Genomic DNA, 9,503 nt, shown 5'->3' on the forward strand with positions numbered 1-9,503 from the left:
ACAAACACTCTTACGATATATATCTTAAAACATGTTTTAAGACACTCTCCAGACAAGGAGGCCCTATGCGCCACCATTCGCACTTTGGTCAAACCGGCCATCCCGCGCGCGATCCGCGCGACTTCTTCGGCGGCCGCCACCCAGCCATGCAGGCGCTTCACGCGCTGCGCCACGCAATGGGCCGCCATCGCGGCGGCGAAGGTCCCGGCGACTTTGGCGACCGCTTCGGCGACGGTTTCGGCCGCGGCTTCGGCGGTTTCGGCGACGGCGACGGTTTTGGTCGGGGCCGCAAGTTCACCTCCGAAGACCTGCAACTCATGCTGCTCGTGCTGCTCGCCGAGCGCCCGAGCCACGGCTACGAACTCATCAAGGCGCTCGACGCACGTTCGAACGGCTTCTACAGCCCGAGCCCCGGCATGGTCTATCCGGCCCTCACGTACCTCGAGGAACTGGGCTATGTAAGCGTGACGCTCGAAGGCAACCGCAAGCGCTATGAGCTTTCGCCCGAAGGCCGCACGTACCTCGAGGCCAACCGCGAACGCGCGGACCTGATCCTCGCGAAGCTCACGCACTTCGGCCGCAAGATGGAAGTCATGCGCCGCGCCATGGCCGGCGAAGATCCGGCCGAAGGCAGCGCCTGGGTGCGCGAGTTGATCGAGGCGCGCCGCGCGCTCAAGCGCGCGCTGCTGCGTCGCACCGACGCCGCGCCGGAGGAACAGCGCCGCATCGCAGCGATTCTTGCGCGCGCCACCCAGGAAATCGAAACCGGCAGCGACAACAGCGACATTTGACAACCCGCTTCCACGCCGCGCCACCCCAACATCATCGGAGCCATACATGCAGAACCCGTCCCAACTCGAAGTCGTCCGTGTGCGTCACCCGCTGAAGTTCCGACTGTTGCGCGTGGCGCGCGTCACGGCGCTCTCGCCCTCGCTCGTCCGCGTGACGCTCACGGGTGATCTGAGCGACTTCGTCTCGGCGTCGTTCGACGATCACATCAAGGTATTCTTTCCCGCCGCCGGTGAAGAAAAGCCAGTACTGCCAACTTTTGGCCCTGACGGCATCGTGTTCCCCGAAGGCGTCGAGCGCCCTGCCGCGCGCGATTACACGCCGCGCCGCTTCGATACGCAAACCAACGAGCTCGATCTGGAATTCGCGCTGCACGAAGCCGGCCCGGCAACGGCATGGGCGGCACAGGCGCAGGCCGGCCAGTATCTCGGCGTGGGCGGCCCGCGCGGCTCCATGGTGATTCCCACGGGCTTCGACTGGCATCTGCTGATCGGAGACGAAACGGCGCTGCCCGCCATTCAGCGGCGCCTCACGGAGCTGCCGGCCGGCGCGCGTGTAGCCGTGGTCGTCGAAGTGGCGAATCGCGCGGCCCGCATCGAGCTGCCCACCGAAGCCGATCTTTACGCCACGTGGTGCTATCGCGACGAAAGCGAGTCGGAGCACCCGCTCGTGGACGGCGTGTCCGAAGTGTGGCTGCCGCCGGGCGAGGGCTACGTCTGGGCTGCCGGCGAAGCCTCGGCGATCCGCGCAGTGCGCGCGCATCTGTGCAACGAACGCGGCGTCGACAAGAAGCGCATTCGCGCTTGCGCCTACTGGCGCCGCGGCGCGCAGGGGGCCCACGAAACGATCGACGACTGATCGATCTCGCTGGCGCGGCAATACTGCCGCGCCTTTTTACGTTCAGGCTCGAAGCCAATACATGACCACTTCTCTCACATCGCTGCGCGAACGCACCCTGCTCTGGCTGCTGGCGCTCACGCAGTTCACCGTCGATGCGGGGAATCCTGCCGCCCCCGTCAGCATTTGCAACTGGCCACGCCGTTACGCGCTCGCCGTCCAGACCGTGCCGCTGGACACGGGTTCTGCCGCAGCCTGGTGCCACCGGACAGGGGTTTTGCAGCGACCGGGCGAGGCGACCAACCCGCTCACCGCAGTGCATGCGCGGGCCACTCCAGCGCTTCCGCCATGGTCTCGCGATCCGGTTCGGTGAGCATGCCAGCGCGTAGCTTGCGCGCTTGTTGGCTCGGCCCAACGTGCGAAGCCGTCCCGTCCGCAGATGTCGATAGTTCGACATCCACGGTCAGGATGCAAGTGAATACGCCGTCAGCTCGTACGTGTAATTTTCCAGATGGAAATAGTTGGTCCACTGGTACACGTACTTCACGATTCGTTTTGTACTGGGCGCGTACCAGTACGTGATATCGAATCGCGACGCGGGACCGCCGCTGAGCTTTCCTTTGTTCAGTCCGTGGACCACGATTTTGTAGGCGTCGAAGGATCCGGCGTCCACCTGCACATTCTCGAACGCTTCGACCGACGCGTGCGCGCTGACGATCATGTTCCCTCCCGAGGCCCAGTGCCTGACGTGACGAATGTCCCAGTTTTTGCCGACCGCCATCGGGAAATCGAGCAACCCTTTAGCGGGCTCATAGGTTGAGCCAACATCGCTGATACCGGAACAGCATTTCGTCCATTGGCATACTGACGTTTGATGAACTGTTCGAAAGGTGCAGCTTCATCGTTCGATCGGAGGCCGAGCGTACATCAGGCGAGAAGTCGGCACGCGGCTCGGAGACTGGAACCTGACCACGGACCATCAACACTAGCTCCGTAAGTGGACGACCCGTTCTAATGCCGTGCGAAGGTGACGTGGACTATCGTCAATGGAATGACTACTTGGTGGGTGGAACTGCCATCTGGATGTCTGCTTGACAGATTCGACGTGTGTCCGCAAGCACCAGTTCAGCGAACGTTCTCCGAAGCTGACGCTGGAGTCGGCAATGGCAGCTTTCCGGCACGTTGATGAATGCGTACTCCCGGCCAGGAAGAGACGCCCGTCACGTCACGTCGAATGTCCTCTCACCGCCAACGGCGGTCTTCGATAGAAGGTCCCGCATGGCACCGCACGTCAGATGCGGCGAAGAGAAAACGCAACTGAGTCTGCAGGCAACGTCTTTGCCCGAAAAAATCGACACACCCCTTCTCCACCTCCTTTACCACCAGTCTTCGAAGCTCCTGAAGCGCCTTCACGCTGGCTGTCAGGTTTGCATGCAACTTCTCAGAATCCTCGCGGGTGCGTAAGGTCTGGCTGATCGACTCAAGACGGTGCTCCTGCTCCGCTATTCGTTGGTCGCAATCGCGTAACTTCGCGTCGATCATGATAAGTTCGTCTATCGGCCTTGTGTGCACGCCCTCCCGGATTGCCGGACGCTCTGTCCGGCGAACGCCACGACGCCAAGCCTGATCCTTCGCCATGACGGCCATCGGAGCGCTCCACCGACCGGTGCTTCGCACACGCATCAATATTGCGCACTGCACAAGGCGGGTGCGGATTGCCCGTGTTGCATAATTGGTACAAGGCGGACTCGCGACCGGGTAAATGCATCGCAGCGCCGGTTCGTTGCGCCTGACCACGAAGGAACGCGCAACGGCCGCCTGCCTGTACGCTGCAAGGTACAGTTTTCAACTTTATCGGACGTCGACATCGACGAGGGATCTGATGGAAGGCGAGCAATTCCACGACATCGATTCTTCATGGCTGCCGTCCCTGGTCATGCGCGTTTCGGAATACGCGATCTTCAGACTGACCGGGCGAGGAGAGGTTGCCAGCTGGAATCCCGGCGCCAGGCGCATCAAAGGCTACGACGCAGACGAAATCATTGGCCGGCATTTCTCTGCCTTCTATACGGAGGAGGACCGGCGCAACGGCGTCCCCGAAGCAGCCCTGCAGGCCGCCAGGGAGCACGGGCAATACGAAACCGAAGGCTGGCGGGTGCGCAAGGACGGTACGCGATTCTGGGCCAGCGTCCTTATTACCGCGCTCTACGCCGTCGACGGCGCATTCATCGGTTTCGGAAAGATCGTGCGAGACACGACCGACAAACGCCTCGCCCATGAGGCTATATTGGAAAGCGAGCGGCGATTCAGGCTGCTGGTGCAAGGCGTGACCGACTACTCGATATTCATGTTGTCACCGGAAGGACACGTGACAAACTGGAACCTTGGAGCAGCACGCATCAAGGGATATGAAGCGAGCGAAATTATCGGCTCGCATTTCAGGCGCTTCTATACGGCCGAGGATGCGGCACAGGGGCTGCCAGAGCGTAACCTGAACACCGCCGCTACGCAGGGGCGCTTCGAGACCGAGGGATGGCGGGTCAGGAAAGACGGCAGCCGGTTCTGGGCCAACGTCGTCATTGACGCGATACGCGATGAGCAAGGAGATCTGATTGGCTTCGCCAAGATTACGCGCGATGTCACGGAGCGCAAGACTGCTCAGGAAGAACTCGAAAAGGCGCGCGCGGCATTGCTCCAGTCGCAGAAGATGGAGGCCCTGGGAAAGTTGACCGGCGGCGTCGCACACGACTTCAACAATGTGCTGCAGGTGTTGCGTGGTAACCTGGAACTGCTCGAAGGCCGGCATGGGCGCGATAGGTGGACGAGAGAGCGTCTTGACAAGGCCATCGACGCGGTCGAGCGTGGGGCGAATCTGGCGTCGCAACTGCTCGCATTCGGGCGGCGGCAGGCGTTGCAGCCAATCGTGGTGAACCTGGCCGTCATGTTGCGCAGCATGGACGACCTGCTCAGGCGGGCACTGGGTGAAATGATCGATGTGGAGACCGTAATTGCCGGCGGTCTATGGAACACCCTGGTGGATCCGAACCACCTCGAGAACGTCGTATTGAACCTTGCGATCAACGCGCGCGACGCCATGCCTGAAGGCGGCAAACTGACGTTAGAACTGTCGAATGCAACGCTGGACGACCACTATCGCGCGCTCCCGTCGGATGTTCTTGAAGGGCAATACGTGATGCTCGCGATCACTGACACCGGAACGGGCATGCCCGCGGACGTTGTCGAGCGGGCGTTCGAGCCTTTTTTTACAACCAAGCCGGAAGGGCAAGGCACGGGCCTGGGTCTGAGTATGGCTTATGGCTTCGTAAAGCAGAGTGGAGGCCATATCAGGATCTACAGTGAGGTTGGACACGGGACGACCGTAAAGGTTTATTTGCCCCGCTCAATGGAGACCGCTGTCGTCGTCGACCCCGTTGCACCGGATGTGCTGACCGGTGGCTCCGAAACGATTCTCGTCGTCGAGGACGACCGGCGGGTACAGGCAACGGTTGTCGAATCACTGAGACAGATGGGCTATACGGTGCTGAAAGCAGACAATGCACAAAGCGCGCTGGCGATTGTGCAAAGCGGCGTGCAGATCGACCTCCTGTTTACTGACGTGGTGATGCCCGGCACGATGCGAAGCACCGAGCTCGCGAAGCTCGCGACGCGCGCGCTGCCGCATCTGAAGGTGCTTTTTACCTCGGGATACACACAGAATGGGATTGTGCATGGCGGCCGCCTCGACCCGGGCGTTCACCTTTTGAGCAAGCCTTACAGCCGCGCGCAGCTTGCTTCCAGAATCCGTCGGCTGCTCGGGCCCGCACGCATCGAGGACTTCAGCGATGCCTCGGCCACCCAGTCTACGGAGCAATCGGGGCGAACGTCTGTCCATTCGCCAACGGACGTCTCGATCCTCATCGTGGACGACGACGGCGCCTCGCGGGAGGCAGTGAGCGAATTGCTGACCAGCATGGGCTACGACGTGCAACAGGCCAGCAGCGCAGAACAAGCGATGCAGGTATTGATGGAGGGAAAGGCGGACGTGCTTCTGACGGATCTCTTGCTTCCCGGTCAGTCGGGCGTTGAACTCGCCCGGGCTGCGCACGAGCGGCATCCGGGTATCCACATCGTGTTTGCGTCCGGCGGCGAATCGCCTCCCCCCGAGGCGCTTGGATTCGGCTTCGCTTCTCTTCGCAAGCCGTTTACCGCAGAACAATTGCGTTCGCTTATCGCAGCGATGCGCGGACAGATCAATCGAAAAGAAGATGAATAAGCCCGAAATTTTGCTGCTGATAGCCGTGTTTCGATGATTGTTCAATGACTGTTCGAAGAAGCGTCGTCACGCACTCGGCGGCATGCCTGGCGCGAAGATGCGGGGAACCGGATCTTGTCGGCGAGTGACTGCTACTCGGAGTAGGCCGCGTGGAAAGATTTTCATTTGTAAAACTTGCGGAAATAGCCCGAGCGCAAATTGCATATCTATCGGCGGACGTGGAATGGCGGCGGCTAGTCGCACGGCTTCAAGTCACGGACGAGATAGCCCAGTTTATAGACCGGACGGCGCTTGAGACTGCCGAACGCGAAGTTGAGCGCTGGCATGCATTGCTGGCAGAAATTCTTCGTGGCCGAGATGAGGAAACCTAGGAGTGGTGCTTGCTACCGCTCGGCCGTTTTCGACTGAATGACGGACGTTGCATAGTGCTCAACGAATGGCAGCAACGGGTGGCTTTATGCCATTTGTATCGCGCGCACGCCCGAGACGATCATCGCGTTCGGTCATCGGGCGCTGAACGGCCCAGTTACGGACGTTCCAACGAGCGTTCAGACGAACTTTCGAGCGGTGGCTCCGCCTTGGCAACGGACATTCGAGCGCGGCGCGCGTTAAGCAAGTCGTCGCCTCCATGCGGCCAAAGGCTGTTTATCGCCGGCGCGCGGGCTCTCCGAGACGCGTCCGCCGTCGCGCGAGCCGCAGGCGGGCGCATATGGTAGTCATGTAGGTGGCGTCTCTCGAGTGGACGCGCGCGAGTGGTCCTGAGTAAGCGCTAGTTATCGGCTGGTGTCTCCACCAGTGTCCCGATCAGGCGCAGAAGTTCGCTATGCTCCGGCCCTTCGCCATCTCGAACAAGGAAGTCGCCAATTGAGATGTCTGACGGCCGGCCACCTGACGAGAGGTTGGGCTCATGTCGGACGAAAACCCGGCCAGAGTCGTATTCGTGGACGAGCGACCAACGGTCACCGTTCGCGCTCCGATAAAGCTCTCGCGCCTTTTGAGTCATGGCCCTCTCCTGTTCGCGGCTAAGCATACGGCAGCCGGGACGTCGCTGACAGGGTGTCAACGTGGTTTTATACAAAGGTGTCGGAAGTTCTCCCTGACATACCTGGTGGCCGACGATTACAAGGTCGACCACAACACCGGTCTAGTGAGCGAGCGTCTCAAGCAGGCGCAACAGAGGGCCTGGCGCGGCGCCTTTCTGGCAGTATGCATCGAAGCCCGCACCGACGCCCGACCGACGCGTGGTAGGCTCGTCCAAGGCAGTAAAAGCTACAATGATCGTTTGCCGTGTCAGATCTTCCGCGCGCAGGCGTCGCGCAACCGCGTACCCGTCCATCTCAGGATCTTCAGGAGATGACATTCTGTCCAGCCTGTGCAGCATGCGCCTGGCAAGGTCCGTCAGCCTCACATGAATTTCAAAGCCGCGATGCGACAAAACTCGAAGCATGGATGCCCCGCGAGAACGATAGAGAAATCCGGTTAGTCAATCTTCTGCACGTTCCGCGAACTTTCGGCCTGCTGGATCGGCCGTCTGCAGACATCGAAAGCCGCTCGAAACGCGTCATCGGGATCATCGAATGGACCCTTGATGTACTCGGTGTCCGCGCGAATCTTCGATAAGCATTCCGATGTCTCACCGTACACGGGCGGCTCAACAATGAAGTATCTCGCTTCCCCCGCCGGGGTAAGTCTGCTTGCTACTGTTGCCTTCATTTGCCAACCGTTGAATGTATCGATCCGCGTCTCCATACGCCTCCCATCAGATCCCGTACAGTCCGTCGCGTTATGGCGGACATTGTTCCGCGATCAGGCTGCGTTATTTTTCCGTCCGATGCAGCAAAAGAGCGCTCGACCCGTGGGATACGCTGCAGTCCATCCGATGCAGACACGTCCGGCCTTCTACCCGACCGCAGTGCCCTGGCGTTCCTATCCGAAGCGCGTGTCCAGCCATTGCTGGACCCAGCGCTTCGCATAGGCAATGGCATCCTCGCGTGCTTCGAATCCAGCCAGGTCACCACTAAGATGAACGTCGTACTCGCTGCCATCCGCACGATTGGCGCTGATACGCGCGTGCGCCATGTATTCCCCGTCCGTCCGACGGGGTGTTGGGTCGATCCGGAAACGGATTGAATCGGAACGCATGTATTCACCTTGTCAATCAGGGTGCGGCTTCCAGCTGCCGCAGAGTCCATCGTCGTCGTCAGGCTGCGCGCCTGTTGAGAAGGGCCATGATCTGCCCCGCCTCGCAATCCGACTCGCAACCTGGCATACCGCTTTCGCGCAACAGCGCGCGAACTGCGACGAACATCCGGTACGCTTCAGGATCGACCTCATGGCGACGGTCGCCGATCAGGCTATCCAGGTCGGCGTTCGCGTCCGACGGAAGATATTCATCGATAATGTCGCGGCCGCGGACCTGGATGCGTCTGAGCAGGTCGTTTCTGTTCACGGTGAACCTCCATCGATACCGGAAAGCCATAGCCATTGCTCCAGCGCGGAACAGCGGCTACGTGAATGGAGAAACGTTCAGGACTTCATATCGACCACAGTCTCGCCCGGTGAACAGGTATCGATGAGGCGCTCTGCATATTCGATCGATGCACGACGCGCATCGCCCGCACTGCCGAATGGGCGGCTGGCTGCGAGGCAAAACACCCGGCTCCGTTGAGTGCCGTCGGGCTCCTGCGGCCCCAGGATTCGTACAGCAGCATCAAACCCCTCGTCGTAATTATGGGAGGCACCGGACGCGGTTGGCCGGTGCGGATAAACCAGTGGGCAAATCTCAAGTCCACGGTAGAGACGGGCAGCGACAGTCATGGTGTCACCTTCTGGCCGCACGTTTGCGGCAAAAGCGGAGATAAGGGCGCACGCGACCGCCTCGACACATCTGGACAGCGGTCGATCGCGTTTCGTGGTCTGCGATGGAGGAAAGCGGCTCGATCCCCGAGGAAGGCTGCAGGAGGAGGGCTGGGATCGGTCGCAGGTCGACTGATGCTCTCATGTTACCCCTCTCCAGCCGTTTGTACAGCGAAAGTCGTGTCAGGCTTGCATTACCCCGGCGCGGCGCTCATGACGTAGCAGGACATCGCGATAGATACCGGGCCGACGCGTCAGTTCCTGCGGAGTGCCATCGTCGACAAGGCGCCCGTGCTGAATCACAACGATGCGATCGAAGTTCTGCAACGTCGAGAGACGATGAGCAATGGCCACGACCGTACGGCCCTTCATCAGCTTGTCCAGCGCAGCCTGGACGACAGCTTCCGACGCGCTATCGAGTGCGGACGTCGCCTCATCGAGCAAGAGGATTGGCGCGTCCTTCAGGAAGGCGCGCGCGATCGCGATTCGCTGCCGCTGGCCGCCAGAAAGGCTCGTTCCATGCTCACCCACAACGGTGTTCAGGCCGTCGGGCAACGAACGGATCAACTCCAGGCACCCTGCATGCTCGCAGGCCTTCATCACCTGATCTTCCGTTGCCTCAGGGCGGCCGTAGCGCAGGTTGTCGAGCAGCGAACGGTTGAACAGCGAAATGTCCTGAGGCACGATACTCACCGCATCGTGCAGGCTCCTCAGGCTCACGTCACATAGGCGCTGCCCGGATATGCAT

10 protein-coding genes are annotated in these 9,503 nt (G+C 60.8%); 4 read left to right on the plus strand and 6 right to left on the minus strand.

Going from position 1 to position 9,503, the window contains the following annotated elements:
* Positions 1 to 65: 65 nt before the first annotated feature.
* From BFD71_RS38465 to BFD71_RS41210, 3 genes are all read left to right on the plus strand, one after another.
* Entirely contained in the window at positions 66 to 791 is a 726-nt protein-coding gene (locus tag BFD71_RS38465; RefSeq protein ID WP_069269395.1) for a PadR family transcriptional regulator, read from the plus strand.
* A 46-nt stretch (positions 792 to 837) separates the two neighbouring features.
* Positions 838 to 1,647 carry a siderophore-interacting protein gene (locus BFD71_RS38470; RefSeq protein WP_069269396.1) on the plus strand — a complete coding sequence of 270 codons (810 nt, stop codon included), beginning with the start codon at positions 838 to 840 and terminating at the stop codon, positions 1,645 to 1,647.
* Between the two features lie 61 nt (positions 1,648 to 1,708).
* Positions 1,709 to 1,999: a hypothetical protein gene (locus BFD71_RS41210; protein WP_141710969.1), complete on the plus strand. Its 291-nt coding sequence runs from the start codon at positions 1,709 to 1,711 to the stop codon at positions 1,997 to 1,999.
* A 90-nt stretch (positions 2,000 to 2,089) separates the two neighbouring features.
* Here BFD71_RS41210 and BFD71_RS38475 read toward each other — a convergent pair whose 3' ends face one another.
* Together BFD71_RS38475 and BFD71_RS38480 are read right to left on the minus strand one after the other, a co-directional pair.
* Entirely contained in the window at positions 2,090 to 2,407 is a 318-nt protein-coding gene (locus tag BFD71_RS38475; RefSeq protein ID WP_141710970.1) for a hypothetical protein, read from the minus strand.
* Positions 2,408 to 2,868: 461 nt separating this feature from the next.
* Positions 2,869 to 3,168 (minus strand): hypothetical protein, encoded by a 300-nt coding sequence (locus tag BFD71_RS38480; protein ID WP_141710971.1) that lies wholly within the window; start codon positions 3,166 to 3,168, stop codon positions 2,869 to 2,871.
* A 340-nt stretch (positions 3,169 to 3,508) separates the two neighbouring features.
* On the opposite strand from BFD71_RS38480, the gene BFD71_RS38485 reads away from it, so the two are divergent.
* Positions 3,509 to 5,899: a PAS domain S-box protein gene (locus BFD71_RS38485; protein WP_069269399.1), complete on the plus strand. Its 2,391-nt coding sequence runs from the start codon at positions 3,509 to 3,511 to the stop codon at positions 5,897 to 5,899.
* 1,926 nt (positions 5,900 to 7,825) lie between these two features.
* On the opposite strand, the gene BFD71_RS38500 is transcribed toward BFD71_RS38485, so the two are convergent.
* The 4 genes from BFD71_RS38500 to BFD71_RS38510 all read right to left on the minus strand — a co-directional run.
* Entirely contained in the window at positions 7,826 to 8,041 is a 216-nt protein-coding gene (locus BFD71_RS38500; RefSeq protein WP_069269402.1) for a hypothetical protein, read from the minus strand.
* Positions 8,042 to 8,099: 58 nt separating this feature from the next.
* Entirely contained in the window at positions 8,100 to 8,348 is a 249-nt protein-coding gene (locus BFD71_RS38505; protein ID WP_069269404.1) for a hypothetical protein, read from the minus strand.
* A gap of 77 nt (positions 8,349 to 8,425) precedes the next feature.
* Positions 8,426 to 8,716, minus strand: coding sequence for a hypothetical protein (locus tag BFD71_RS40165; RefSeq protein ID WP_083245745.1), 291 nt, complete (start codon positions 8,714 to 8,716; stop codon positions 8,426 to 8,428).
* Positions 8,717 to 8,938: 222 nt separating this feature from the next.
* Positions 8,939 to 9,503, minus strand: a 565-nt coding sequence (locus tag BFD71_RS38510; protein ID WP_141710972.1) for an ABC transporter ATP-binding protein, incomplete at its 5' end; no start/stop codon positions are given.

It is taken from the genome of Paraburkholderia nodosa (assembly GCF_001718195.1).
Taxonomy (GTDB): Bacteria; Pseudomonadota; Gammaproteobacteria; order Burkholderiales; family Burkholderiaceae; genus Paraburkholderia; species Paraburkholderia nodosa_A.